The following is a 24,201-nucleotide window of genomic DNA, read 5'->3' on the forward strand; positions in this document are numbered from 1 at the left end:
CCTCTCTCGGGCACAGTGTGCGCGTCAGCTAGTCAAGATTGACTAGCTGACCTTCTGGGAGGAGAGGGGTTTCCATGATCACGGCACGCGGACTCGAGCGGCGGTTCCGCCGCAAGGGCCGAGCCGGTGGCGAGGTGCACGCGGTGAAGGGGGTCGATCTCGACGTCGAGGCGGGCGTACTGGTCGGCTTCCTCGGCCCGAACGGGGCGGGCAAGACCACGACGCTGCGCATGCTCACCACCCTGTTGAGACCGACCGCGGGCACGGCGACCGTCGGCGGGCACGACTTGCTCACCGACGCGGCGGGGGTGCGCCGCAACATCGGGTACGTCGCGCAGGGCGGCGGGACCGCGCCCGAATCGCGCGTCGGCGAAGAGCTTGAGCTGCAGGGCAGGCTGTACCGGATGAGCAAGGCCGACGCGATCGCGCGCGGCAAGGTGCTCACCGAGCAGCTCGACCTGGCCGGGCTCGAGCAGCGGGCCACGAAGACGTTGTCCGGGGGTCAGCGGCGCAGGCTCGACATCGCGATGGGGCTGATTCATTCGCCGGGGCTGGTCTTTCTCGACGAGCCGTCCACCGGGCTCGACCCGCAGAGCCGGGCGAACCTGTGGGAGCACATCCGGCGGTTGCGCGCGGAACAGGGCGTCACGATCTTCCTGACCACGCATTACCTCGACGAGGCGGACGCACTGGCCGACCGGCTGATCGTGATCGACGACGGCCGAATCATCGCCGAGGGGCATCCGGACGCGCTGAAAGCGCAGGTCTCCGGCGACAGCGTGGCGATCGAGGTGGATCCCGAATCCGCCGCGACCGCCGCTGATCTGGCCCGGCAGCTGCCCGGCGCGCACGAGTTCGCCGTGCGCGAGGGGTCGATCCGGTTCCGGGTGCCGCGCGGCGACACCGCGATGCCGGAACTGCTGCGCGCGCTCGACGCCAAGGACATCGTGACCACCGCCATGCAGGTCACGCGACCGACCTTGGACGACGTGTTCCTGACCCTCACCGGCCGGTCGCTGCGCGAAGCCGAGCAGCCCGCTCCGACCGAATCGGAGGTGTCCGATGCTGCGTGACACCTGGCTGATCTTCCGCCGCGACATGACGGGAGCGCTGCGGAATCCGGCGTGGCTGCTGATCGGCCTCGCCCAGCCGTTGCTGTACCTGTTCTTCTTCGGTCCGCTGCTGGTGAAGTCGCTCGGCGCGCAGGGGATGTCCGAGGTCGACGGCTGGATGGTGCTGACCCCCGCGCTGATCGCGCAGCTGGCGCTGTTCGGCAGTTCGTTCGTCGGCTTCGGGCTGCTGGCCGAATTCCGGTCCGGCGTGGTCGAGCGGCTGCGCGTCACCCCGGTGCACCGGGCCGCGCTGCTGCTCGGGAAGGTGCTGGCGAACGCGTTGCAGGCGGCCGTGCAGGCGGTGCTGATCATCCTGCTCGCCTACCTGGTGTTCGACCTCAACGCGCCGTTCGGCGGCGTGCTGCTGAGCCTGGCGATCGTCTTCCTGCTCGCGCTCACGCTGGCGTCGTGCTCCTACGCGCTGGCGCTCACGCTCAAGAGCGAGGAGGCGTTCCCGGCACTGCTCAACGCGGTGCTCATGCCGTTGCTGCTGCTGTCCGGGATCCTCATCCCGATCACGGCCGGGCTGGCTCCGAAGTGGCTGTACACGATCTCGCAGATCAACCCGTTCCGGCACGTGGTCGACGTGGAGCGCAACAGCTTCCGCGGCGACTTCTCGATGGACGCGTTGTTCACCGGGAGCGTCGTCGTGCTGGTCATGGCCGTTTTGGCGGTCTGGTGGGGAACGCGCACCTTCAAACGGGAAAACGCCTGATCAAGCCTATCGACACGCCGGGAAAGGTCACCCCGCTCCGGGTATCCGGACGTAGGGTGGCCTTTCACCCGTCGTGGGGCTGGTCAGGGGTGCGAGGTGGCGGAACCGGAGAGTGAGCGCGGACTCACGCTCACTCATCGCGAGCAGGTGCTCGACTGGGCGGCGGTGCGCGGCGCCGACGTGCGGTTCGCCTCGGTCACGATCAGCGAAAACGTCAATTGGAGCGATCCGGGCGCCGAGCGGATGCTGGCCGCGGCCCAGCACGCGGGCATCCACACCGGGGCCCGGCACTACGCGCGGCCCGGTGCGGTGCACGACCAGGCCGACCATTTCGTCCGGACAGCGAGCAGGCTCGGCGCGTTCGCGCCCGGATCGCTCGCCCCCGCGCTGGAGGTGGACGCGCAGAGCGTCGACGACCGGTTCGTTAAGGCGTGGATCAAGCACGTCCGGCACGCCGCGAGGATCCGCCGGGTGCTCGTGTACGCCGGGCACGACTGCTGGGCGCACCGGCTGCACCCGGACCGCTGGGCCGATTCCGACGTCGTGCTGTGGCTCGTGCGGCACAACGGCATCCCCGGGCGGCCCGGCTGGTTCCATTCGCGGCTCGGGCTGCACCAGCACGCCTTCGCGCCGAACGTGCCCGGAGTGGACGGGCCGGTGGCGCAGGACGCGGTGGTGTATCCGTTCGCGTTGTCCGATGTGCTGCTCTGATCACCTTTTCCGCTGGTCATCGCCGGTTTCCGGCACAATGGCGCGATGCGTTTCCAGCGGCTGCGGACCGACCTGACCCCTTCGCGGGTCCTCGTTCTGCTGTCCGCGTACGCCCGGGCGCACGGCCTGTCCGAACCCGCCGCGGTCTGCGGGAACTGGTTCGGCTCGCGGGCGGTGGTGGCGCCATTCGTGGCGGTCACTCCGCGGCCGTTCCCGTCCGTACCGCCGGCTTCGGGTCCGTCCAGCCGGGTCGGCGGTGGCTGGTTCGGCTTTCTGGCTTACGACCAGGCGGATCCGTCCGGTCGCTCCACCGGGGTTCCGGAGTCGGCCTGGGGATGGGCGGACCACGTGCTGCGTTGGGACTCGACGGGAGAGTGCTGGTTCGAGTCGCTCGAAGGGGACGCTGACGCGCAGCTTGCCGTGGTGGAGCGGGCGTTGGCCGGATCCGCGGAGTTGTCGTGGTCCGCGAGCGAGTTGGACCGGCCGTCCGGGCACGAGCAGGCGGTGAAGGCGTGCGTGCACGAGATCGAAGCGGGCGAACTGTTCCAGGCGAACATCTGCTCGCGGTTCACCGGGTCGTTCGAGGGCTCGCCCGCCGCGTTGTTCGCCGAAGGGGTGCGGCGGCTGGCTCCGCAACGGGCGGCTTACGTCACCGGTGACTGGGGTTCGGTGGTTTCGCTGTCACCGGAGCTGTTCTTGGAGCGCCACGGCCGACGCGTGCGCTCGTCGCCGATCAAGGGCACGCTGCCGCGCCGCGGTCCGGCGGACGACGGCAACGCGCTCCGGCTGCGGCAGTCGGCGAAGGACGTCGCGGAGAACGTGATGATCACCGACCTGGTGCGCAACGACCTCGGCCGGGTGTGCGAGGTCGGCAGCGTCGTGGTGCCGGAACTGCTCGCGGTGCATCCGGCTCCGGGGGTGTGGCATCTGGCGTCCACTGTGGAGGGTCGACTGGCGGACGGCGTGCCCGATGCCGGGTTGCTGGCCGCGACGTTCCCGCCGGGTTCGGTCACCGGCGCGCCGAAGATCCGGGCGCTGGACCTGATCGCCGAGCTGGAACCGGCCGCGCGCGGGGTCTACACGGGCGCGGTCGGGATGGTGTCGCCGCTGGCCGGGCTGGAACTGAACGTGGCGATCCGGACGTTCGAGATCGCCGGGGACCGGATCGCGCTCGGGGTCGGCGGCGGGATCACCGCGGACTCCGACAGCGCCGCGGAATGGCAGGAATGCCTGCACAAAGCCGCGCCGCTGGAGGATCTGCTGGCCAGCCCTCGTGAGTGCTAAAGCCGGTTCTAACCGGCTTTAGCACTCACGAGACCTACTTGCGCGGGTTGAGCAGGAGTTTCCCAGTGGTGCCACGGGAACGCAGCGCCTCGTGCGCTTTCCGCGCGTCTTCCAGCGCGTACTCGCCGCCCGCGATCGCGCGGAGTTTCCCGTCCTGTACCATCGAGAACAGCTCGCTGAGCGCGGTGCCGAACACGTTGCCCGGCAAGCGGAACACGTGCGGCAGCCACATCCCGGCGACGGTCGTGCTGTGGCCGAGCAGGTTTCGCAATTCGATCGGCTTCGGCGAACGACGGCCAGCCATCCCGTAGAACACCAGCCGGCCGAACGGGGCCAGCGCGACGATGCTCTGGTCGGTCGTCGGGCCGCCGACCATGTCGAGAACGATGTCGACGCGCTTGCCGCCGTTGGCTTCCCGCAGGACTTCGGTCATGTTCTCCGCGCGGGAATCGACCGCGACGTCCGCGCCGAGTTCGATTGCCAGCGCGCGCTTTTCCTCGCTGCTCGCGGTCGCGATGACGCGGCCCGCGCCCCACGCGTTGGCCAGCTGCACCGCGATCGACCCGACCCCGCCCGCCGCGGCGTGCACCACCACGGACTCGCCGGGCTCGAGGTGGGCGTTCTTGCGCAGCATGATCCACGCGGTCGCACCCTGGACCAGCATCGACAGCGCGTTCAGGTCGTCGACGCCGTCCGGGACCGGGAACGTCATCGCCTCGTCGGCCACGACGCGTTCGGCGTACCCGCCGCCGTCGTTGAGGAGCGCGACCACGCGCTTGTCGTCCGCCGTGCGCCCGACTACCTCGCCGCCCGGCACAAGCGGCAGCTTGCTCGGGGCGAGATACGAGTTCTCCGCCTGGTGCGTGTCCGCGTAGTTCAACCCGACGCGGTCGACCTCGATCAGCACCTGCCCCGGTCCGGCCACCGGATCCGGCAGCTCGACCGGCTTCAGCACCTCGGGACCGCCGAACTCGGTCACCTGCACAGCACGCATCTTCGCGGCTCCTCTCACTCTGGTGAGACATTCTGCCATATGTCTCATCCTCGGGACACTCTCTGCTAACGTCTCACCCATCGACACGCCACTCTCCACCCGCACCTCGCGACCCGACGCCGTCGCGGCCTTCCGCCTCGCCCGCGCCCGGTTCCTCGCCGGAGACCGCGTCGACATGCGCGACCTGGCCGCGGACCTCGGAGTAAGCCGCGCGACTCTGCACCGCTGGGTCGGCAGCCGCGACCACCTGCTGAGCGAAATCCTGTGGGCGGAGACTGCTTCGGTGCTGGATAACGTCAGTTATGCAGGCCGCGGTGGCGACGGCATCGCGGAGGCGATCGGGGCGTTCGTACGGACGGTCAATGCTTCCCCGCCGTTTCGCGCGTTTTTGCGCCGGGAGCCGGAGCGTGCGCTGAGATTGCTGACGACCAAGGCGAGTCTGGTGCAGTCGCGGACTATCGAGAAGCTGCAGGCATTGCTGACCGACGAGGTCACGGCCGGACGACTCGAGTCACCGTTGCCGGTGGCGGATCTGGCGTATCTGCTGGTGCGGGTCGGCGAGTCGTTTATCTATACCGACGCGATCACCGGGGAAGAGCCGGATGCGGAGAAGGCCTTGGTAGCAGCGAAAATGCTGTTGCGCGGTCGGTAAAGTCTTCCGGTGACTGCTGTCCAGGCCATTGCCCGGATCCCCACCGCTTCGATCGGCAAGCTGGTGTGCCATCCGAAACTGCCGCTCGTCGCCGGGATCGACCGGGACCGGCCCGCGGTGCACCTCTACTACGCCGAGCGGGTGCTTCGCGAAATCGGCGCGGTGGGCGCGGATTCCCCGGAGTACGGGAAGTTCGACCGCTGGCCCGTCATCGCCTGGCACCCCGAGCGGCCGGAACTGGTCGTGTCCGTCGGCGGGGAAACGGTGCGCTGGACCCGGAACGGCACCTCGGCGCTGGACGTCGCCGTCTCCTTCGACGTGGCCTTCAGCCCGGACGGCCGGTCACTGTGGACGTCGCCCACCCCACCCGAACTCTACGACCGTTCGGATGTGATCGACCTCGACACCGGGGCCGTCACGCCTGCCCCGGTGTGGGACGGCGGCATCGCCGCGCATCCGGCCGGCGGGCTGATCGCCACGCTGCAAAGCGACCAGGGCGCGAGCTTCGTGCTCTTCTCCCGCCCCGGCGACCGGCTGCGATTCCTTGACCTGGCCCTGATTCTGGAGTCCAACTGCTGGGGGCTTCCGGTCTTCAGCTCCGACGGGCGGTACCTGGCGATTCGCGGCAACACCTACGAACACCAGGTCCTGGTGTTCGAGTTCCCTTCGCTGCGCCGGGTCAGGAAGATCTCGCTCGACAGCCCGAAACGGCTCAAGCGCAATGCCTCCTGGTCCTGGGACAACGTCGCCTTCGGCGCGCGGCCCGGCGCACTGTGGATCGGGACGCCGTCCGGCACCTTGCTGGAGTTCGACGTCGAGCGAGAACGAACTACGAAGCACAAACTGCTCCGCTCGGCAGTGACCTCGCTGGCCGCGACGTCGAGCGGTGACCTCGTGGTCGCCGGAGACGCCGAACTCGCGCTGGTCCCCGTCACCGCTTCGCACACCGTCGCGGATCCGGTCACCGTCGCCGAGTTTCTTGCCCGCACCAAGGAGATTCCCGACGAGGGCCTGACGGAAGACCACGTCGTGCACACCGACGGTATCGGCACTTGGCGGCCGGAGGACCTGGCCACGATCACTAAAACCGCACGTAGCGACCCGAAATGGCTGCAGTTCCTAGCCGAAGACAACGCCCGCCGATACTGACTCACTTCCGAGCCGCGAGCACCGCCGCGTAAAGCTCCTTTGTAGACACCCCGGCCGCACCGGCGACCTCGGCCGCGACGGTCTTCAGCCGCTCCCCCGAAGCGACCCGTTCCGCCACCTCCGGCACCAGCTCCGCCACCGACGCCTGCCGAGGCGTCGCGCCCTCCAGCACCACCGAGATCTCTCCGCGCACCCCGTCCGCTGCCCACTCGGCAAGTTCCGCGAGGGTGCCGCGTTTGACCTCTTCGTACGTCTTCGTCAGTTCCCGGCACACCGCGGCCCGCCGGGAGCCGCCCAGTGCGGCGGCGGCGTCGGACAGCAGGGAGGCGATCCGGTGCGGCGATTCGAAGAACACGACAGTCCGGCGCTCGCTCGCCAGCTCCGCGAACCACTTCGTCCGCTCGCCGGGCTTGCGCGGCGCGAAGCCCTCGAAGCAGAACCGGTCGCACGGCAAACCGGACAACGCGAGCGCCGTCGTCACCGCCGAGGGGCCGGGGAGACAGGTGATCGGCAGGTCCTCCTCGACGCAGGCGGCCACGAGCCGGAAGCCCGGATCGGACACGCTCGGCATCCCGGCATCGGTCACGACCAGCACCGTCTCGCCGCCGTGCAGTGCCTCCAGCAGCTTCGGCAGCCGGGCGGTCTCGACGTCCTCGTAGAAGCTGACCACCCGCCCGGCGGGCGACACGCCGAGCGCGGAAGCGAGCCCGCGCAGCCGCCGGGTGTCCTCCGCCGCGATCACGTCCGCCGAGCCCAGCGCCTCGATCAGCCGGGCGGACGCGTCGCCGGGATCGCCCAGCGGGGTGGCGGCGAGGACGAGCCGTCCGGACGCAGAAGTCATGGCAGTCAGCCTAACCAGACGCCACCGGTGGATCAGGCCGTACTATCGGGCCCCGTGACCGCGCTGCTGACCCGTGCCGACGACGAGAGCGTGCGGCCGGACCCGGTCGACGCGCGCCGTCCCCCGACCGACCGCGAAGCCACCCTGCTCGGCCGGGCCATGCCCGCCGACCGGCTGCGCGGCTGGATCGTCACGATCGTGCTGACCGTGATCGGCGGCGTCGTCCGGCTGCAGAATCTGGGCTTTCCCACTGACCACGGCAGTCCCGTCTTCGACGAGAAGCACTACGTGCCCCAGGCCGCGCAGATGCTGCGCAACGGCGGGTACGAGGACAACGCCGGGTACGAGCTGATCGTGCACCCGCCGCTGGCCAAGGACTTCATCGCGCTCGGCGAGTGGCTCTTCGGCTACAACGGCTGGGGCTGGCGGTTCCTGTCGGCGGTGGCCGGCACGCTGATCGTGCTGCTCACCGTGCGCGTCGCGCGCCGGCTGACCCGCTCGACGCTGCTCGGCGGCATCGCGGGCGTGCTGGTGATCTGCGACGGCGTGCTGCACCTGCAGTCGCGGATGGGGATGCTCGACATCTTCATCGCGTTCTTCGTGCTCGCCGCGTTCGCCTGCGTGCTCTGCGACCGCGACCAGGTGCGGCAGCGGCTGGCCGTCGCGGTGCGCGAGGGGTGGGTCAACGAATCGCCGTGGGGGCCGAAACTCGGCTTCCGCTGGTGGCGGTTCGCGGCCGGGCTGATGATCGGGCTGACCTTCGGGGTCAAATGGTCGGCGCTGTACTACATCGCGGCGTTCGGCCTGCTGACCGTGTTCTTCGACGTGGCGGCCCGGCGCGCGGCGGGCGTGCAGCGGCCGTGGGTCGGGACGATCCGCCGCGACGTCGCGCCCGCGCTGTGGGCGATCCTCGTCGTGCCGGTGTTGATGTACCTGGCGGCGTACTGGGCGTGGTTCGCCAGCGAGACCGCGACCGACCGGCACTACACCGAGATCAAGAACCTCGACCCGGGCATGTTCGGCTGGATCCCGCCCGCGCTGCGCTCGCTCGGCAGCTACACCGCCAACGTGCTGCATTTCCACGAAACCCTGGTGACGCCCAAGGACAATCCGCATCCGTGGGAGTCGAAGCCGTGGACGTGGCCGATGGGCCTGCGGCCGATGCTCTACTACTACGACGGGGCCGTCACCGGCTGCGGCGAATCGCGCTGCCTCGGCGCGACGATGCTGATCGGCACGCCCGCGATGTGGTGGCTGGCCGTCCCGATGCTCGGCTGGGGCCTGTGGCGCTGGTTCTTCCGCGCGGACTGGCGCTATGCCGCCGTGCTGACCGGCTACTTCGCCGGCTACCTGCCCTGGTTCACCAACATCGACCGGCAGATGTACTTCTTCTACGCCACCCCGATGGCCCCGTTCCTGGTGCTCGGCCTGGTGCTCGCGCTCGGCCAGATCCTGGGCCGCGCCCAGCGCGGCTTCGAACGCCGGGGCACCGGCCTGCTGGTCGTCTCGCTCTACGTCGGGCTGGTGGTCGCGAACTTCGCCTGGCTGTGGCCGATCCTGAACGGAATCCCGATCACGAACGCCCATTGGCAGGCGGAAATGTGGCTGCCTTCGTGGCGCTGAAATAAGCCCCCGGCGGCACCCCGACCGCTCGGCGGAAGGCGGCGACGAACGCGCTCGCCGTCGCGTAGCCGACCCGGTGCGCGACGGTCGTCATCGGCGTTCCCTGTGCCAGCAAAGGCAATGCCGCGCGCAGCCGGGCTTGCGTGCGCCAGGTGCCGAACGTCATGCGGCAGTCGCGGACGAACGCGCGGGCCAGCGTTCGCTCGCTCGCGCCGACTTCCCGGCCCAGTTCGGCCAGGCTGCGCGAGTCGGCGGGGTCGGCGAGCACCGCGTCGGCGACGTCCTTCGCCCGCGGATCGATGGGGGCTGGCACGACGATCGGCGCGACGTCCATGGGCTCCAGCAAGTCGAACGCGACCGCTTCGGCGCGGCGCCGGGCGTCGTCGCTGATGCCATCCGCGGACAGGTGCTCCAGCAGTTCCCGCAGCAGCGGCCGGACGATGACGATGCGCGGGGACGGCCAGTCGACCGGGCACTGTTCGGGATCGGCGTAGATGCCGCGCAGTTCGACGTTCCCCGCCGCGCCGGTGCGATGCCGCGCTCCGACCGGGATCCAGAGCGCGCGCGTGGACGGCAGCACCCATTGCGCGTCCCGACCATCACCGCGGCGACCCCGCGCGCCGCCCAGACCAGCTGGTGCGCCGGGTGCTCGTGCCAGGGGAACCAGGCTCCGGCCGCGATCGGGAGGTCGCCAAGCAGCATCGCGCCGGTTTGACCGTACTGCGACATGAGGTGACAGCCTATCGTCTTCCGGTCAGCGCGGCTCGTCCCTAGCGTCGGGGCCATGCCGATGAACCTGATGCACCGCAAGCTCTGCAGCTCGGAAAAGTGGGCCGCCGCGGTGGCCGGAGTGCTGCCGGACTGGCTCGCCCGTTTCGAACTCGGCGACGACGTGCTGGAAATCGGGCCGGGTTTCGGGGCCACCACGCGGGTGCTGGTCGACGCGCTGCCGCGGCTGACCGCGTTGGAGATCGATCCGGCGTCGACCCGGCTGTTGCGGGAGAAATACGGGGACCGGGCGGACATCGTCGAGGGCAGCGGCGCGGAAATGCCCTTCGAGGACGGCCGGTTCTCCGGGGTCGTGTGCTTCTCGATGCTGCACCACGTGCCGACCGACGAACTGCAGGACCGGATCTTCGCCGAGGCGTTCCGGGTGCTGCGGCCCGGCGGCAGCTACCGCGGCGTGGACAGCCAGCTCAGCTTCGGATTCCGGCTGCTGCACCTCGGGGACACGATGAACGTCCTCGACGCGGACACCCTGCCCAGCAGGCTGAGGGCGGCCGGGTTCGAGCAGGTGCGTGTGGAGTGCGAGCCGAAGCGACGGCTGGAGTTTTCCGCGGTGAAGCCGTCGTGAGTGGCTACGCCGGTTAGAACCGGCTCAGCCACTCACGAGACTCAGCGAGGCGAGCGGCGCGGCACGATCTGCGTGACCGGTCCGTCCAGCGCCTTGCCCTGCCGGCTCAGCCAGCCGTCGACCTCGCGGCGCACCGAGTTCAGCGTCGGGCGGCGGCGCGGCTCCGGGTCCAGCGAGGCCGCCAGGATCCGCGCGTGCACCGAACGCTGCGGCAGGTGCGTGACCGGATCGGCGCGCGCCGCGGCCATCAGCGCGGCCATCGGCGTCTCGCGGGTGCCGCGCGGCGGCTGGCCGGACAGCGCGTAGCTGACCGTCGCGGCGAGCTGCCACGCGTCCGACGCCGGGCTCGCCGGGGAGCCCATCGCCTGTTCCGGCGCGACGAAATCGGGCGTGCCGATCATCATCCCGGTGGCGGTCATCTTGGAATCGCCCTGGCTGCGGGCGATGCCGAAGTCGATGAGGTGCGCGATGCCCGCCGGGTCGAGGATGACGTTGGACGGCTTCACGTCGCGGTGCAGCACGCCCCGCTCGTGCGCGGCGACCAGCGCGCCCGCCATCGTCGACCACAGCCGTCCGGCGGCGACGTCGTCGATCGGGCCCTGCGCGTCGACCACCTCGGCGAGCGGGCGGCCCTGCAGGTACTCCATGACGAGCGCGAGCCCGTCCGGCTCCTCGACCAGGTCGTACACGCGGACGCAGTTGGGGTGGTTCACCACGGCCAGCGCCCGCGCCTCGCGCTGCATGCGCTCCTCGGTGTCGCGGTCGGGCGCGTGCGCGATCTTGAGCGCGACAGTGCGGTTGAGCTGCGTGTCGACGGCTTCCCAGACGGTGCCGAACCCGCCGTGCCCGAGCTGGCGGACACGGCGGTACCGGCTGCCGCCGGCGTTGCGCGAACCGGGCGGCGGCGGGATCGCGCCGGGCGCGGCGGCCAGCATCCCGACGGGCGGCGGCTCCGGAGCGGACGCCAGCGCGGTGGCCGGGTACGGCTTGTTCTGCGGCGGCGGAGGCGGCGGCAGCTGCTCCCGGCGGGACGGCGGGGGCGCGGCGGGCGGTTCGTCGCGGCGCGGCTCCGGCCGGTTGATCACCGACCACGGCGGCGGGCCGACCAGCGCGACCGGGATCAGTCCCAGAACGCTGAACGGCAGGAACCCGAGCCAGAAGTGCACGGCGGTGTTGGCCGACATGCCCGCGGTCGCGACCGCCATGACCACGAAGGGGATCCAGAAGAACCGCGACGGCCACTTCGGCCCGCGCCGGAAAGCGGTGCGCGCCTGCAGCATCACGAACAGCAGCGAGCCGACCGGCAGCACGGTGAAGGCCAGCAGGTACAGCGCGTACGACAGCTTGAGGCCGCGCGGGTAGAAGAGCGTCTCGAAGACGTTCGACCCGCCGCCGAGGTAGGTCTTCTGCACGCCGACGAACGAGCAGTAGTTCGTGCTCAGCGTGGACGCCTCGGAGGCGGACAGCCCGCTCGCGCCGCCCGCGTTGGCCGCGCGGAAGGTCTCCGAGATGCCCGAGGCCATCAGCCACGGCAGCACCAGCACGCTGACCACGCCGATGAGCCCGAACACGGTGAGCGTCGTCGCGTCGTACCGGTTGCCGGTCCCCTTGCGCACGATCGCCACGATCAGCGCCCCCGCCGCCGGGAAGAGCGCGACGAGCGCACCCGCTGTGGTCGTCGCCCACACCCAGTCGCCGGGGCAGAAGCCCGGGCCGAACAAGGTGTGCGCGAACGAGAGCAGCGCGCTCGCGATTCCGCTCACCGGCTGGTTCCCCTCACTGTCAGTGTTGTCCACGTGCCGCTGCGCGGCCGATCCCCACGGTCCAGCTTAGGACGCACACGGCCTCCGCGGGGTTGCCGGGTCACGGCGGGAACGTGATCCACTGCATGGATCTTGCCCGACTTCGCTGACCTGCGTTCCGCCGCGCGAAAGGCCATCATGAGGGCAGATTCGGCCGTCTGTCGTCAAAGGAGACCTCGTGGGCGCGTACACCGAGACGTATCGGCGCAGTCTGGACGACCCGGAGCACTTCTGGCTCGAAGCGGCCCGGGCGATCGACTGGACGAAGCGGCCCACCCGCGCGCTCGACTCGTCCGCCGCGCCGTTCTACCGCTGGTATCCCGACGGCGAGCTGAACACGTCCTACAACGCGCTCGACCGGCACGCCGACGGCGGCCGCGGCGGGCAGGACGCGCTGATCTGGGATTCGCCGGTCACCGGCCGCAAGCGCCGCTACACCTACGCCGAGCTGCGGGACGAGGTCGCGACCTTCGCCGGCGCGCTCGCGTCGCTCGGGGTCACCCGCGGTGATCGCGTGATCCTCTACCTGCCGATGATCCCGCAGGCCGTCATCGCGATGCTCGCCTGCGCGCGGATCGGCGCGGTGCACTCCGTGGTGTTCGGCGGGTTCGCGCCCAAGGAACTGGCCGCGCGGATCGAGGACGCCAAGCCGAAGCTGATCCTCGCCGCGTCGTGCGGGATCGAGCCGACGCGGGTCGTCGAGTACAAGCCGATCATCGACGCCGCTCTCGAGACCACCGAGCACCAGCCGGAGCACGTCGTGGTGTTCCAGCGCGAGCAGGCGCGCGCGGAGCTGTCCGGCTCCGACCTCGACTGGACCGAACTCGTCGCCGACGCCGACCCAGTCGATCCGGTCCCGGTCAAGGCGACCGACCCGCTCTACATCCTCTACACGTCCGGCACCACCGGGCGGCCGAAGGGCGTGGTCCGCGACGCGGGCGGGCACGCGGTCGCGCTGGCGTGGTCGATGGGCGCGCTGTACGACATCCACGCCGGGGACGTCTGGTGGACGGCTTCCGACGTCGGCTGGGTCGTCGGGCATTCGTACATCGTCTACGCGCCGCTGCTGGTCGGGGCGACAACCGTGCTGTACGAAGGGAAACCCGTCGGAACGCCGGACGCCGGCGCGTTCTGGCGGGTCATCTCCGAGCACGGCGTGCAGGCGCTGTTCACCGCGCCGACAGCGTTGCGCGCGGTGAAGAAGGTGGACCCGGACGCGGACGAACTCAAGAAGTACGACCTGTCCCAGTTCCGCACCCTGTTCATGGCGGGCGAACGGCTCGACCCGGAGACCTACCACTGGGCGCACGACATCCTCGGCACGCCGGTCGTCGACCACTGGTGGCAGACCGAAACCGGCTGGCCGATCGCGGCCAACCCGCGCGGGCTCGAGCCGATGCCGGTCAAACCCGGGTCGGCGACGAAACCGGTGCCCGGCTGGGACGTCCGCATCCTCGACCAGGCGGGCGAGGAACTGCCAGCGGGCCGAGAGGGCGCGATCACGCTGAAACTCCCGCTGCCGCCGGGTTCGCTGCCGACGCTGTGGGGCGACGACGAGCGCTACCGCGAGGCGTACCTGTCGCGCTACCCCGGCTACTACCTGACCGGCGATTCGGGCTACCTCGACGAGGACGGCTACCTCTTCGTCATGGGCCGCACCGACGACGTGATCAACGTGGCCGGGCACCGGCTGTCGACCGGTTCGATGGAGGCGGTGCTGGCGTCGCATCCAGCGGTCGCGGAGTGCGCGGTCATCGGGGTGGCGGACCAGCTGAAGGGACAGGTGCCGCGCGGTTTCGTGGTGCTGAAGTCCGGGGTGGACCTGCCGGAGGACCAGCTGCGGGACGAGTTGGTTGCGCTGGTTCGCCGGGACATCGGGCCGGTGGCGGCGTTCCGGGACGTCTCCGTGGTCAGCGCGCTGCCGAAGACGCGCTCGGGGAAGATCCTGCGCAAGACGATGCGCGGGATCGCGGACGGCCGCGACGAGGCGGTCCCGTCGACGATCGAGGACCCGTCGGTGCTCGACGCGTTGCGGGCGATCTTGCGGCCCTGAGCGTCGCTCCAATGTGGCATTGGGTGCATGCGACGCACCCAAAGTGGCGTTCGGTGCGTGCAGCGCACCCAATGTGGCGTTCGGTGCGTGCAGCGCACCCAATGTGGCGTTCGGTGCGTCCAGCGCACCCAAAGTGGCGTTCGGTGCGTGGGACGCAACCAATGTGGCATTGGGGCGCCGCGGGCATCCCGGCGAACGGGACATCAAGCGTCAGCCGACCCTTTCGGGCGTTGTCAGCGCCCCGCGGAGTGGTCTATACCTCTTGGAGTCCGCCTTCTCCGCGACGCGACCGGAGGTATGCCGTGAGGAAGTCCCTGTCCAGGGCCGTGCTTGGGGTGACCGTGCTCGGGCTCGCCGCGGTGGGAGTGCCCGGGCCGGCCGCGGCGAGTCCCGCGCCCAGTGAACGGCAGGTCACCGACCTCGTACCGGCGCCGGTGCACGCCGTGGCGAAGGCGGACGCCACCTTCCGGCTCACGCCGCTGACGGTCATCCGGGCCGGGCACGGCACCGGCGACGTCGCCTCGTATCTGCGCGGCCTGCTGCGCCCCGCGACCGGATTCCCGCTGCCGGTCGTCCCGGCGAGCCCGGGACTGTCCGCGATCTCGCTCGACCTCGGCCACGCCGACCCGCGCGTCGGCGACGAGGGATACCAGCTCGACGTCACCAAGAACGGCGTCCAGCTGCGCGCCAACACCTCCGCCGGGCTGTTCACCGGCGTCCAGTCGCTGCGGCAACTGCTGCCGTCGGCGATCGAGGCGAAGAGCGTGCAGCACCGCACGTGGACGATCGCGGGCGGCAGCGTCCTCGACTACCCGCGCTTCGCCCACCGCGGCGCGATGCTCGACGTCGCGCGGCATTTCTTCACGCCCGCGCAGGTGAAGAAGTACATCGACCAGATCGTCCAGTACAAGATCAACACGCTGCACCTGCACCTGAGCGACGACCAGGGCTGGCGCATCGAAATCAAGAGCTGGCCGCGGCTGGCGACCGAGGGCGGCAAGACCGCCGCGTACGGCGACCCGGGCGGTTACTACACGCAGGAGCAGTACCGCGACATCGTCGCGTACGCCGCGAGCCGCCACATCACGGTTGTGCCGGAGATCGACATGCCCGGACACACGAACGCGGCACAGTCGGTGTACGCGGAACTCAACTGCGACGGCAAGGCAGTCCCGCCGCGCACCGACATCGAGGTCGGCTACAGCTCGTTGTGCATCAAGTCGCCGACGACGTACCGATTCGTGGAAGACGTGATCCGCGAACTCGCCGCGATCACGCCCGGCAAGTACCTCGCCATCGGCGGCGACGAAGCCCATTCGACGTCCGCCGAGGACTACCGGGCCTTCTACGAGAAGGTGAGTCCGATGGTCGCCAAGTACGGCAAGCTGATCACCGGTTGGCACGAAATCGCGAAGACGCCGCTGCCGACGTCGGCCGTGCCGCAGTACTGGGACCAGGGCGGCCCGAACAAGGACGTGGCCGCCGCGGCGGCGCGCGGGAACAAGTTCGTCATGTCGCCCGCCAACCACGCGTATCTCGACATGAAGTACACGGAAGCGACGAAACTCGGCCAGGACTGGGCCGGCCTGGTCGAGGTCCGCGACGCTTACGAATGGGACCCGGCGACGCTCGTGCCCGGCGTCGGGGAGAAGTCCGTGGCCGGGGTCGAGGCTCCACTGTGGACGGAAACCATCCGGACCAGCGAGGACATCGAGTACATGGCCTTCCCGCGCCTGCCCGGCGTCGCGGAAATCGGCTGGTCGCCGCAGACGGCCCGGACCTGGCATGGTTACCGGGACCGGATCGCCAAGCAGGCGCCTCGCTGGGAAGCGCAGGGAATCGGCTTCTACCGCTCACCGCAGGTCGACTGGAAGTGACGCCTTAGCTCGCTCCACTTTGGACTGGATGCCCGTGCGGTAGCCCTCCGGCAACGTTTCCGTCGACAGCACCCGCTCGGCCAGTTCCAGCACCGGCCCCGGTTCGGGCAGCTGCGCGTAATTCGCCGAGGCGACGAGGAAGGTCTCCGCGACGGTCGGCCCCTCGGCCCGATCCACGAGGTCGAGCGGCCCGGCCGTCGGGACCGTGCTGGGGCGCAGCACGCGCAGATACCAGCCGCACCGCTGGGTGCTGATCATCGCGGGAACGACGTCCTTGCGGCCGGTCCGCATGGCGAGCTTGAAGCACGGATGGCGCGGCTGGGCGATCTGCACGAGCGCGTCGCCCCAGGCCCAGACGTCGCCGATCCGCGCGTCGGTCTCGAGCGCGCCTTGTACGGAGAGGTTCTCGCCGAAGTCGCCGTGCGCCACGGAGTAGCCCTCCGCGGTCCACGTCAGATAGTGCTCGACCGGGTAGACGTAAACGGCTTTGTCGGGACCGCCGTGCACCGAAAGGTCGGCTTGGCGGTCACCGGCCAGGTTGAGGTCGGACAGCGCCAGTTCCGGAGTGTCGACGCGGGTCTTCCGGATGGCGCTCAGGACCGGCTGGTCCCGCTGGTGGCCGAGCACGGCCGGTTCGCCCACGTAGACGTCTTTCAGCGACAGCATGGGATGAACCTAGCAAGCGACCCTGACAATTTGGCCGGGTCCGGGAAGCCGGAGAGCAGGCGCCCGGTGCGCGGGACACGCGCACCGGGCACCGCGATCAGCCGTTCAGCTCGGCCGATTCCTCGTCGCTGAACAACCGGGACCGGATCAGGAACCGCACCCCTTCCGGCGCCTCCAGCGAGAACCCACTCCCCCGCCCCGGCACCACATCAATAGTCAGATGAGTGTGCTTCCAGTACTCGAACTGCGGCCCGGACATCCACACCGGCACCGCGTCGATGCCGTCTACCGTCAGGTCGCCCAGATGCACGTCGCGGGACCCGACCCGGAACTCGCCGACCGGGTAGCACATCGGAGCGCTGCCGTCGCAGCATCCGCCGGACTGGTGGAACATCACCGGTCCGTGGACTGGCACCAGCCGCCGCAGGAGGTCCGCGGCGGCCGGCGTCAGGGCGACCCGTTCGCCCATCAGAAGAAGCCCAGCGCCTGGTCGGAGTAGGAGACCAGCATGTTCTTCGTCTGCTGGTAGTGGTCCAGCATCATCTTGTGGTTCTCGCGGCCGATGCCGGACGCCTTGTAGCCGCCGAAAGCCGCGTGCGCCGGGTAGGCGTGGTAGTTGTTCACCCACACGCGACCGGCCTGGATGTCGCGGCCCGCGCGGTAGGCGGTGTTGCCGTCGCGAGACCAGACGCCGGCGCCGAGGCCGTACAGGGTGTCGTTGGCGATCTTCAGCGCGTCGTCGTAGTCGTCGAACTTCGCCACCGACACCACCGGGCCGAAGATCTCCTCCTGGAAGATGCGCATCTTGTTGTCGCCCTCGAAGACGGTCGGCTGCACGTAGTAGCCGCCGGAGAGGTCGCCGCCGAGGTCGGACTGCTCGCCGCCGGTGAGGACCTTCGCGCCCTCCTGCTTGCCGATGTCGATGTAGGACAGGATTTTCTCGAGCTGGTCGTTCGAGGCCTGCGCGCCGATCATCGTCTCGGTGTCGAGCGGGTTGCCCTGCTTGATCTTCTTGACGCGCTCGACCGCGTCGCCGAGGAACCGGTCGTAGATGCCGGACTGGATCAGCGCGCGCGACGGGCAGGTGCAGACTTCGCCCTGGTTCAGCGCGAAGAGCGCGAAGCCCTCCTGCGCCTTGTCGTAGAACGCGTCGTTGGCCGCGGCGACGTCGTCGAAGAAGATGTTCGGGCTCTTGCCGCCCAGCTCGACGGTCACCGGGATGATGTTTTCGCTGGCGTACTGCAGGATCAGCCGCCCGGTCGTGGTCTCGCCGGTGAACGCGACCTTGCGCACGCGGTTGCTCGACGCGAGCGGTTTGCCCGCTTCGACGCCGAAGCCGTTGACGATGTTGAGCACGCCCGGCGGGATCAGGTCGCCGATGATCGACAGCAGCAGGTGGATCGACGCCGGGGTCTGTTCGGCGGGCTTGAGCACGATCGCGTTGCCCGCGGCCAGCGCCGGGGCGAGCTTCCAGACCGCCATCAGCAGCGGAAAGTTCCACGGGATGATCTGGCCGACGACGCCGAGCGGCTCGTGGAAGTGGTAGGCGACCGTGTTGTCGTCGATCTGCGAGATGCCGCCCTCCTGGGCGCGCAGGGCACCGGCGAAGTAGCGGAAGTGGTCGATCGCGAGCGGGATGTCCGCGGCGAGGGTCTCGCGGACCGGCTTGCCGTTCTCCCAGGACTCGGCGACCGCGATCTTCTCGAGGTTCTGCTCCATCCGGTCGGCGATCTTGAGCAGGATGTTCGCGCGCTCCTCGGGCGAGGTGCGGCCCCACGCGGGCGCGGCGCCCTCGGCCGCGTCGAGCGCCCGGTCGATGTCGGCCGCCGTCCCGCGGGCGATCTCGGTGAAGGTCTTCCCGGTCACCGGCGTCGGGTTCTCGAAGTACTGCCCGCCGGCCGGCGCGACGTATTCGCCGCCGATGTAGTGGTCGTAGCGGGTCTCGTAGTCGACGACGGAGCCGTCGGTGTTCGGTGCGGCGTATACGGCCATCTTGCCCTGCCTCGTTGCTGGTCGGTGACGGTCGGCGGCGACCGTAGGCCGGGCAACGTTGCGCCGACGTTGCAGCCTTGTGACCAGGGTCTCTACTCTCGTCCACGTGGCAGAGCCGCCCGAACCCGACCTGCTGCGCGACCCGGAGTCGTACGCGCAGCTGCTCCGGCACGTCCGCGAGGCGGTGCTGTCCGGGGCCACCGCGCCGCGTTCGCCGCGCTCGGTGGTGTCGGCGTCGTGGGAGCGCTCGCTGGCCGCGCACGTCGACCCGGACGCCGGCGAGGCCCCGCTGATCTGCGAGGCGGACGAGCTCACCGACCTGCGCGCGGAGCATCCGCTGGCCCCGGTGCTTCCGCTGTTGCGCGAGATGCTGGTGAGCATCGCCGACGACGCCGAGCACATGATGATCGTGACCGACGCGAACGGGCTCATCCTCTGGCGCGAAGGCGCGACCGGCGTGCTGCTGCGCGCGGACCAGGTCGCGCTCACCGAGGGCACCCGGTGGAGCGAAGAGGCGATCGGCACGAACGCGATGGGCACCACGCTCGCCACGGGGAAGCCGGTGCAGATCTACTCCGCCGAACACCTCGTCCGCCGCTATCACACGTGGACCTGCGCGGCGGCTCCCGTACGCGATCCGGACACCGGCGCGCTGCTCGGCTCGATCGACGTCAGCGGTCCGCTGCGGACAGTGCATCCGGCGATGTTGTCGCTGGTCACCGCGACGGCACAGCTCGCCGAGGGACGGCTGCGGGCTCAGCTGGCGGTCCGCGACGAGAAGGTGCGGCGGGCGAACATGCCGCACCTGGCGTCGTTGCGCGGCCGTCCCGGCGCGCTCCTCTCGGCGGGCGGACGGGTGCTGGCCGCCGAAGCGTGCACCCTTCCGTCCACTGTGGAGGTACGGAAAGGCGGCGGCACCGTGACGCTGCCGGACGGCCGGGTCGCCACCGTCGACCCGCTCGACGAGGGCTACCTGCTGCGGATCGCCACGTCCGGTTCCGCGCCCCGCCGCCGATTGACGCTCGAATACCTCACCGATGGCCCCGGATCGACCACTGTGGACGGTCGAGACATTCCCTTTACCTTGCGGCACGCCGAATTGCTGACCCTGCTCGCCCTGCATCCGCGCGGTTTGTCGGCGGAGAAGCTGGCCTTGCAACTGTACGGCGAGGCGGGCAACCCGGTGACCGTGCGCGCCGAAATCCACCGGTTGCGCACCCAGCTCGGCACCGGGGTGTTGCAGACGCGCCCGTACCGCCTCGCGGCCACCGTGGACGCGGATTTCCTGCGCACCAAAGCCGCCCTGCGCGCCGGAGACGCCGCGGCGGCGGTCCGGTCGTTCCAGGGTCCGCTGCTCGCGGAGTCGGAATCGCCCGCGATCCTGGAGGAACGCGAGTCGATCAGCGCGCAGGTCCGGCAGCTGGCGTTGAACAGCCGGGACGCGGATACGTTGTGGGCGTTCTGGGAAACCTCCTGCGGCGCGGACGATCTGGCGATTCTGGACGCGCTGTCCGCGGTGCTGTCACCGTCGGATCCACGGCTGGCAGCGGTGCGGACTCACCGCGCCCGGCTGGGTTAAGCGCGGGCCGTCTCCAGGAGCGCGGCATCGACCGGAGCGGGATAATTCAGCTCCAGATACAACTCCCGCAACAGCAGTCCGTCCATGTGCTGCACCGTCAGCCCCGGCTGCTTGCCGCTCAGGCCGTTGAGGAACCCGCCGAGCTTGAACGCCCCGCGCACCGGCCAGGACGGCATCGCCCGCACCCGGCGCGGATGTCCCGCTGCAGTGGCCAGCCGAGCGAACATGTCCGTCCACTGCAGATTTTCCTCCGCCACCGGAATATCAGCGCCCGATGCTTGCTCCAGCGCATCCACCGTCGCGACACCAACCCCGCGCGCACTCGTCGCCGCAGTCCCGCCCTGAGGCGCGAAGAGCGGCGAGTTCGAACGGACCCACTTCACGATCGGCACCGACCACTGCGGCACCCGATCCTCTGCGACACCAAAGACAAACGGCACCTCGATCACCGCCACCGGCAACCCCGACCCCGCCGTCTCACGCGCGACGCGGGCCTGCTCCAGCCGACTCCGCACGTACGGATGCTTCGCGGCCAACCCCCATTCAGGTCGTACGCGGTCGAAGTACGTGTAGTACGACCCGAGCACCGCCGCGCGCGTACAACCGGCTTCGCGCGCCGCGCGCAACAGCGCGGCGACAGGCGCGACGTTGCCCGCGCGCAACCGAGGCTCCACCGGCCCCCGCCCGACCGCACGGTCGTCCATGCCGCCCGCGAAGACGACACCGTCGTGTCCGTCGAGTGCTTCGCGCAGCTCGGCGTGCGAAGCACTCGAGACGTCGAGCGTCCGGTCGACTCCCACACGTGCGGTACGCGCGACCGCCGTGGTCTCGTGACCGCGTTTCCGCAGCTCGTCGAGCACGTGCTGGCCGAGCAGGCCGCTGCCGCCGACCACCAAGATCTTCATGGTTGCATCCATTTCGGGCTTGTCGTCAGCCGCACTGCATCAGGCAGCGGGCCGCGTCGAACCGGCCCGCTTGCAGATCGTCGAGCCGGATGAGCCAGTACAGCATCCCGACGTCGCCCCACATCAGGTCGGTTTCCTCGTCGCTGTCGAACTGGGCGAGCAGCACCCAGCGGGCCGCTTCCTCCTTGAGCCGCGGATCGTCCCATCCACCCTCCAGCACCGCCGCCGCGATCTGCTTCTCCACCGCGCCCTGGACTGGCGCGGCGAGGCCGCCGACCTGATGGCGTGGCGTGCCCTGGCTGACTTCCCAAGTCATCTCGCCGAACACATCGGTGCCGGCCCGCCAAGGACCGAGGACGTCCTTGACCGCTTCGGCCAGGGACATTCCGCTCGCGACCGCGGTGCGGTCCAGCAGGAGGTGCTCTCGCTCCGGAGCGGTGGCCACGATCTCCGCGAAAACGTCCCGGCGCGGATATGGGTCGAGGCCGGACGGAGGCGTTCGTTCGGCGACCGGGGCGCCCGCGGGCACGAAGAGCACTCGGTAGCCGTCGGCATCGTCGGGCAGGTGGTGTTCGTAGTCCTCGGGCGCGCAGCGTTCGTCGAAGCAGAAGAACAACAGCGTGCCCGCGTCCGGCAGCGGGATGGTCACGAACTCGCGCGGCAGCGACGCGCAATCCACCGCCGCGACGAAGGCAAGCGGCCCTCGGTCCTCCCAGACCGGCCATTCCGCCGCGTCCGGCAGCGCCGGGTTTCCGCCGAGCTGCCCCACGCGCGGCCCGGTGCCCTTGGCGGCGAGCCGGATCCCGGGTTGGAACAGCTCGATCCATTTCGCCGCCGCCTCAGCGGGAAGCCGGTCTTGAGCGAGTGTGCTGAGTCGATCTCTCCATGCCGTCACTCCGCCATAGTGGCGCAAGGCACCGACAAAACTTGATCACCGCTATGGCTGGAGGTCGGGATCCGGCTTGGCGGCGGCCGCGCGCTCGGTGGCCCACCGGCCGTGCCGCGGTCGGAAACCTCGCCGAGGCACCGGGATTCCCAGAGCGACAGGTGCTTGACCATCCCGAGAAGGCTGGTTCCGGTCCGGGTCAGAGTGCGGCGGATTTCGTACTCGCCCCTTCGAGCTTCCAGAGCAGCACCTCGCAGATCGCTGCGCGACTGCTCTTTCACGACCTCGCCGATCATGCGGCGAGCCCTGCCGCGCACCGAGTCCCGCAGTCCTTTCCAGCCGAAACCGACCGCCCCTCACCAGGCTCGCTCAGGCGCGGCGCTCCGCGGTCAGCAGGTCGAGCAGGCCGGGGAGCCGGCGGTTGATTTCCGCCCGGCGCAACCGGATTCCCTTCCGGTTGCCGTAATTGATCTCGTGGATCAGCCCCGCCTCGCGCAAAACCCGGAAGTGGTGCGTCTGCGTCTGCTTGGACACCGGGAGATCGAACGAGTTGCAGGTGCGCTCGCGGTCGCTGCCGTCCGCCGCCAGCTCCGCGATCACGGTGCGGCGGTGCTCGTCGGCGAGCGCGCGGAACACCGTGCCCAGATCGGCGCACCCGGCGTCGTCCTCGGCCGGACCGGACTCGGTCATCGCCTCACCTCTTTCAAGTACGTCTTGCATCGTACCTCACGGCCATGCTTCACTGCAGGTACGACGAGATACGTACCTGAGGGTGCAGCCGGGCTCGACGCCCGCTTGCGGTGCTCGTCGCTTCCCTCTTCGAAAGGTGGCAGCCATGGCGCTTTCGCGCGTCCTGATCCACGGTGCCGGCATCGCCGGCCCCGCTCTCGCCTACTGGCTGGCCCGGCACGGCTATCGGCCGACGGTCGTCGAGCAGGCCAAAGAGCTGAGGTCCGGCGGCAGCGCCGTCGTCGTCAAGGAACCGGCGCTGACGGTCGCCAGGAGCATGGGCGTCCTCACGCAGTTGCGCGAAGTCGCCACCAGCTCGAGCGCCCTCTCGCTCCTCGATCCGGACGGGCGGCAGCTTCTCCGGGTCCCCACGGCTTCCCCGCAGGCGGTCGAGGTAACCCGCTCCGACCTGTCCGCGGTGCTCCACCGGGCAGCGCGCGACGACGCGGAGTTCCTCTTCGACGACACGATCACCGACCTCCAGCAGGACCGATCCGGGGTGGACGTCACTTTCCGCCGGTCCCCGCCGCGCCGCTTCGACCTGCTCATCGGCACGGACGGCATCCATTCCCCAGTGCGCCGCCTGGTTTTCGGACCGGCGGAGCAGTTCACGACCGGCATGGGCATGTACAGCGCGACGGTGCCAATAGCGCCCGGCGCACTCGACGACCCCTCGGTGGCGGTGATGCTGACCGCGCCCGGCCGAATGCTCGCCCTCCATCCGTCCCGGGGAAAGCCACTCGCGATGTTCACCTTCCGCGGCGGGCCAGTGCCCGGCTACGACCGTCACGACACCGCGCTCCACAAGCGAATGGTGACCGAGGCGTACGCGGGAATCGGCTGGCGAGGCCCGGAACTGGTCGAGGCGTACCAGAACCACCCCGCCCCCTTCTTCGATCCGCTCGCCAACGTGCGGATGGACAAGTGGTCGCACGGCCGCGTGGCCTTGCTCGGCGACGCAGCCTCCGCGGTAGCCCTGCTCGGCGACGGGTCAAGCATGGCGATGACCGGCGCCCACACCCTGGCCGAAGCGCTCGCCGAGCATCCCGGTGACCATGCGCGAGCCTTCCAGGCCTACGAGGCGAAACACCGGCGGCAGGTGGACCCGAGGCATCGACGGGTCAACCTCGTCGGCAGGCTGCTCGTGCCGCGAACTCCGCACGGGCTGGCGCTGCGCAATACCGTCGGCCGGGCCGTGGGTTTCGTCACCCGCACCCGGAACACCTTGCCCGCCAAGCAGAACAGCCGGACGTGAGCGGTCGGCAAGAGCACCCGCG

Annotated in this window: 22 protein-coding genes; 12 read left to right on the forward strand and 10 right to left on the reverse strand. The window is 69.9% G+C overall.

Going from position 1 to position 24,201, the window contains the following annotated elements:
• Positions 1-74: 74 nt before the first annotated feature.
• The 4 genes from SSMG_RS33455 to SSMG_RS33470 all read left to right on the forward strand — a co-directional run bounded on the left by SSMG_RS33455 (position 75) and on the right by SSMG_RS33470 (position 3,822).
• Entirely contained in the window at positions 75-1,073 is a 999-nt protein-coding gene (locus SSMG_RS33455) for an ATP-binding cassette domain-containing protein (RefSeq protein WP_009083451.1), read from the forward strand.
• Positions 1,063-1,827 carry an ABC transporter permease gene (locus SSMG_RS33460; protein WP_009083452.1) on the forward strand — a complete coding sequence of 255 codons (765 nt, stop codon included), beginning with the start codon at positions 1,063-1,065 and terminating at the stop codon, positions 1,825-1,827. Before SSMG_RS33455 ends, SSMG_RS33460 begins: the two co-directional genes overlap by 11 nt.
• A gap of 96 nt (positions 1,828-1,923) precedes the next feature.
• The gene (locus SSMG_RS33465; RefSeq protein WP_009083454.1) at positions 1,924-2,538 is read left to right on the forward strand and encodes a glycoside hydrolase family 25 protein; all 615 of its coding nucleotides are present in this window, start codon (positions 1,924-1,926) and stop codon (positions 2,536-2,538) included.
• Positions 2,539-2,583: 45 nt separating this feature from the next.
• Positions 2,584-3,822 carry an aminodeoxychorismate synthase component I gene (locus SSMG_RS33470; RefSeq protein ID WP_009083456.1) on the forward strand — a complete coding sequence of 413 codons (1,239 nt, stop codon included), beginning with the start codon at positions 2,584-2,586 and terminating at the stop codon, positions 3,820-3,822.
• A 34-nt stretch (positions 3,823-3,856) separates the two neighbouring features.
• On the opposite strand, the gene SSMG_RS33475 is transcribed toward SSMG_RS33470, so the two are convergent.
• Positions 3,857-4,816 (reverse strand): NADPH:quinone oxidoreductase family protein, encoded by a 960-nt coding sequence (locus SSMG_RS33475; protein ID WP_009083458.1) that lies wholly within the window; start codon positions 4,814-4,816, stop codon positions 3,857-3,859.
• 175 nt (positions 4,817-4,991) lie between these two features.
• Between SSMG_RS33475 and SSMG_RS33480 the strand changes: the two genes are divergently transcribed.
• Both SSMG_RS33480 and SSMG_RS33485 read left to right on the forward strand, forming a co-directional pair.
• Positions 4,992-5,468: a QsdR family transcriptional regulator gene (locus SSMG_RS33480; RefSeq protein ID WP_100266960.1), complete on the forward strand. Its 477-nt coding sequence runs from the start codon at positions 4,992-4,994 to the stop codon at positions 5,466-5,468.
• A gap of 9 nt (positions 5,469-5,477) precedes the next feature.
• On the forward strand, positions 5,478-6,617 hold the full coding sequence (locus tag SSMG_RS33485) for a WD40 repeat domain-containing protein (protein WP_009083462.1): 1,140 nt from the start codon (positions 5,478-5,480) through the stop codon (positions 6,615-6,617).
• 1 nt (position 6,618) lies between these two features.
• Here SSMG_RS33485 and rsmI read toward each other — a convergent pair whose 3' ends face one another.
• Positions 6,619-7,458 carry a 16S rRNA (cytidine(1402)-2'-O)-methyltransferase gene (rsmI, locus tag SSMG_RS33490; RefSeq protein WP_009083463.1) on the reverse strand — a complete coding sequence of 280 codons (840 nt, stop codon included), beginning with the start codon at positions 7,456-7,458 and terminating at the stop codon, positions 6,619-6,621.
• Between the two features lie 54 nt (positions 7,459-7,512).
• Here rsmI and SSMG_RS33495 point away from each other — a divergent pair, with 54 nt between their 5' ends.
• Positions 7,513-9,081: a dolichyl-phosphate-mannose--protein mannosyltransferase gene (locus SSMG_RS33495; RefSeq protein ID WP_037715687.1), complete on the forward strand. Its 1,569-nt coding sequence runs from the start codon at positions 7,513-7,515 to the stop codon at positions 9,079-9,081.
• Here the strand turns inward: SSMG_RS33495 and SSMG_RS33500 are convergent.
• Positions 9,032-9,661, reverse strand: coding sequence for an AraC family transcriptional regulator (locus tag SSMG_RS33500; protein WP_353611782.1), 630 nt, complete (start codon positions 9,659-9,661; stop codon positions 9,032-9,034). The two genes, SSMG_RS33495 and SSMG_RS33500, sit on opposite strands and share 50 nt — an antisense overlap.
• A 204-nt stretch (positions 9,662-9,865) precedes the next feature.
• On the opposite strand from SSMG_RS33500, the gene SSMG_RS33505 reads away from it, so the two are divergent.
• The gene (locus SSMG_RS33505) at positions 9,866-10,435 is read left to right on the forward strand and encodes a class I SAM-dependent methyltransferase (protein WP_009083466.1); all 570 of its coding nucleotides are present in this window, start codon (positions 9,866-9,868) and stop codon (positions 10,433-10,435) included.
• Positions 10,436-10,476: 41 nt separating this feature from the next.
• Here the strand turns inward: SSMG_RS33505 and SSMG_RS33510 are convergent, their stop codons facing one another.
• Complete coding sequence (locus SSMG_RS33510) at positions 10,477-12,198, reverse strand: serine/threonine-protein kinase (RefSeq protein ID WP_009083469.1); 1,722 nt, start codon at positions 12,196-12,198, stop codon at positions 10,477-10,479.
• 217 nt (positions 12,199-12,415) lie between these two features.
• Here SSMG_RS33510 and SSMG_RS33515 point away from each other — a divergent pair, with 217 nt between their 5' ends.
• Together SSMG_RS33515 and SSMG_RS33520 are read left to right on the forward strand one after the other, a co-directional pair.
• Positions 12,416-14,290: a propionyl-CoA synthetase gene (locus tag SSMG_RS33515; RefSeq protein ID WP_009083471.1), complete on the forward strand. Its 1,875-nt coding sequence runs from the start codon at positions 12,416-12,418 to the stop codon at positions 14,288-14,290.
• A gap of 302 nt (positions 14,291-14,592) precedes the next feature.
• A complete protein-coding gene (locus SSMG_RS33520; protein ID WP_037715689.1) occupies positions 14,593-16,167 on the forward strand; it encodes a beta-N-acetylhexosaminidase in 1,575 nt (524 codons plus the stop codon).
• Here SSMG_RS33520 and SSMG_RS33525 read toward each other — a convergent pair.
• From SSMG_RS33525 to adh, 3 genes are all read right to left on the reverse strand, one after another.
• The gene (locus SSMG_RS33525) at positions 16,144-16,833 is read right to left on the reverse strand and encodes an MOSC domain-containing protein (protein WP_199786058.1); all 690 of its coding nucleotides are present in this window, start codon (positions 16,831-16,833) and stop codon (positions 16,144-16,146) included. The genes SSMG_RS33520 and SSMG_RS33525 overlap by 24 nt on opposite strands.
• Positions 16,834-16,930: 97 nt before the next feature.
• On the reverse strand, positions 16,931-17,302 hold the full coding sequence (locus SSMG_RS33530) for a DUF779 domain-containing protein (protein ID WP_009083475.1): 372 nt from the start codon (positions 17,300-17,302) through the stop codon (positions 16,931-16,933).
• The gene (adh, locus tag SSMG_RS33535) at positions 17,302-18,825 is read right to left on the reverse strand and encodes an aldehyde dehydrogenase (RefSeq protein WP_009083477.1); all 1,524 of its coding nucleotides are present in this window, start codon (positions 18,823-18,825) and stop codon (positions 17,302-17,304) included. The genes SSMG_RS33530 and adh overlap by 1 nt, the downstream gene beginning before the upstream one ends.
• A gap of 106 nt (positions 18,826-18,931) precedes the next feature.
• On the opposite strand from adh, the gene SSMG_RS33540 reads away from it, so the two are divergent.
• Positions 18,932-20,404, forward strand: a complete 1,473-nt coding sequence (locus SSMG_RS33540) for a helix-turn-helix domain-containing protein (RefSeq protein ID WP_037715692.1) — start codon at positions 18,932-18,934, stop codon at positions 20,402-20,404.
• Here the strand turns inward: SSMG_RS33540 and SSMG_RS33545 are convergent.
• The 3 genes from SSMG_RS33545 to SSMG_RS33555 form a co-directional block, all read right to left on the reverse strand.
• On the reverse strand, positions 20,401-21,309 hold the full coding sequence (locus SSMG_RS33545; protein WP_037715694.1) for an NAD(P)-dependent oxidoreductase: 909 nt from the start codon (positions 21,307-21,309) through the stop codon (positions 20,401-20,403). The two genes, SSMG_RS33540 and SSMG_RS33545, sit on opposite strands and share 4 nt — an antisense overlap.
• A 25-nt stretch (positions 21,310-21,334) precedes the next feature.
• Positions 21,335-22,204 carry a YwqG family protein gene (locus tag SSMG_RS33550; protein ID WP_037715696.1) on the reverse strand — a complete coding sequence of 290 codons (870 nt, stop codon included), beginning with the start codon at positions 22,202-22,204 and terminating at the stop codon, positions 21,335-21,337.
• Positions 22,205-22,564: 360 nt separating this feature from the next.
• On the reverse strand, positions 22,565-22,885 hold the full coding sequence (locus tag SSMG_RS33555; protein WP_037715700.1) for a helix-turn-helix transcriptional regulator: 321 nt from the start codon (positions 22,883-22,885) through the stop codon (positions 22,565-22,567).
• 145 nt (positions 22,886-23,030) lie between these two features.
• Here SSMG_RS33555 and SSMG_RS33560 point away from each other — a divergent pair, with 145 nt between their 5' ends.
• On the forward strand, positions 23,031-24,179 hold the full coding sequence (locus SSMG_RS33560) for an FAD-dependent monooxygenase (RefSeq protein WP_009083486.1): 1,149 nt from the start codon (positions 23,031-23,033) through the stop codon (positions 24,177-24,179).
• Positions 24,180-24,201 lie beyond the last annotated feature (22 nt).

This window comes from Streptomyces sp. AA4 (assembly GCF_000158875.1).
Taxonomy (GTDB): domain Bacteria; phylum Actinomycetota; class Actinomycetes; order Mycobacteriales; family Pseudonocardiaceae; genus Amycolatopsis.

Excerpts from the sequence above, each read along its gene's own strand:
- SSMG_RS33455 (WP_009083451.1), top strand. The coding sequence starts at position 75 with ATGATCACGGCACGCGGACTCGAGCGGCGGTTCCGCCGCAAGGGCCGA.
- SSMG_RS33460 (WP_009083452.1), top strand. The coding sequence starts at position 1,063 with ATGCTGCGTGACACCTGGCTGATCTTCCGCCGCGACATGACGGGAGCG.
- SSMG_RS33470 (WP_009083456.1), top strand. The coding sequence starts at position 2,584 with ATGCGTTTCCAGCGGCTGCGGACCGACCTGACCCCTTCGCGGGTCCTC.
- SSMG_RS33475 (WP_009083458.1), bottom strand. The coding sequence starts at position 4,816 with ATGCGTGCTGTGCAGGTGACCGAGTTCGGCGGTCCCGAGGTGCTGAAG.
- SSMG_RS33480 (WP_100266960.1), top strand. The coding sequence starts at position 4,992 with ATGCGCGACCTGGCCGCGGACCTCGGAGTAAGCCGCGCGACTCTGCAC.
- rsmI (WP_009083463.1), bottom strand. The coding sequence starts at position 7,458 with ATGACTTCTGCGTCCGGACGGCTCGTCCTCGCCGCCACCCCGCTGGGC.
- SSMG_RS33505 (WP_009083466.1), top strand. The coding sequence starts at position 9,866 with ATGCCGATGAACCTGATGCACCGCAAGCTCTGCAGCTCGGAAAAGTGG.
- SSMG_RS33525 (WP_199786058.1), bottom strand. The coding sequence starts at position 16,833 with ATGCTGTCGCTGAAAGACGTCTACGTGGGCGAACCGGCCGTGCTCGGC.
- SSMG_RS33530 (WP_009083475.1), bottom strand. The coding sequence starts at position 17,302 with ATGGGCGAACGGGTCGCCCTGACGCCGGCCGCCGCGGACCTCCTGCGG.
- adh (WP_009083477.1), bottom strand. The coding sequence starts at position 18,825 with ATGGCCGTATACGCCGCACCGAACACCGACGGCTCCGTCGTCGACTAC.
- SSMG_RS33545 (WP_037715694.1), bottom strand. The coding sequence starts at position 21,309 with ATGAAGATCTTGGTGGTCGGCGGCAGCGGCCTGCTCGGCCAGCACGTG.
- SSMG_RS33555 (WP_037715700.1), bottom strand. The coding sequence starts at position 22,885 with ATGACCGAGTCCGGTCCGGCCGAGGACGACGCCGGGTGCGCCGATCTG.
- SSMG_RS33560 (WP_009083486.1), top strand. The coding sequence starts at position 23,031 with ATGGCGCTTTCGCGCGTCCTGATCCACGGTGCCGGCATCGCCGGCCCC.